General features: G+C 43.8%; 1 protein-coding gene. It reads left to right on the plus strand.

Features of this window, described 5'->3' with window-relative positions; genetic code table 11:
* Nucleotides 1-500, plus strand: a 500-nt coding sequence (locus K5Q92_RS23985; protein ID WP_308443609.1) for a FeoB small GTPase domain-containing protein, incomplete at both ends; no start/stop codon positions are given.

Genomic DNA, 500 nt, shown 5'->3' on the forward strand with positions numbered 1-500 from the left:
TATTTTTAACGGACTTACCGGGGATTTACGATCTTTTGCCAGCAGGTAATAGCTGTGATTGCTCTTTAGACGAGCAAATTGCCCAGCAGTATCTAGCTGATCAACCTATTGACGGCATCATTAACCTTGTTGATGCGACTAATATCGAACGCCACCTATATTTAACTGTGCAGCTACGTGAGTTGGGCATTCCGTTGGTGGTTGTATTAAACAAGATTGATGCAGCGCTTGAACGTGGCATTAAGATTGACGTAGTTAAAATGAGCGAAGAGCTAGGCTGCCCTGTGGTCGCTGTATGTTCTCGTGAAGAAAAAGACATCGAGAAGGTCAAACAGCAATTTGTAGCGCTACTTGACGGCAAGGTATCTGAAGCACCACTAGTACTTAATTACGACACTGAAATTGAATCTGGTGTAACTAGCTTATTAGCTAAAGATGACTCATTAAGCCGCGGCCGCGCACTCGCTATGCTAGCTAATGGTTTAGGTTGTGGTAAGTGT

Source organism: Shewanella sp. MBTL60-007 (assembly GCF_019654915.1).
Classification (GTDB): domain Bacteria; phylum Pseudomonadota; class Gammaproteobacteria; order Enterobacterales; family Shewanellaceae; genus Shewanella.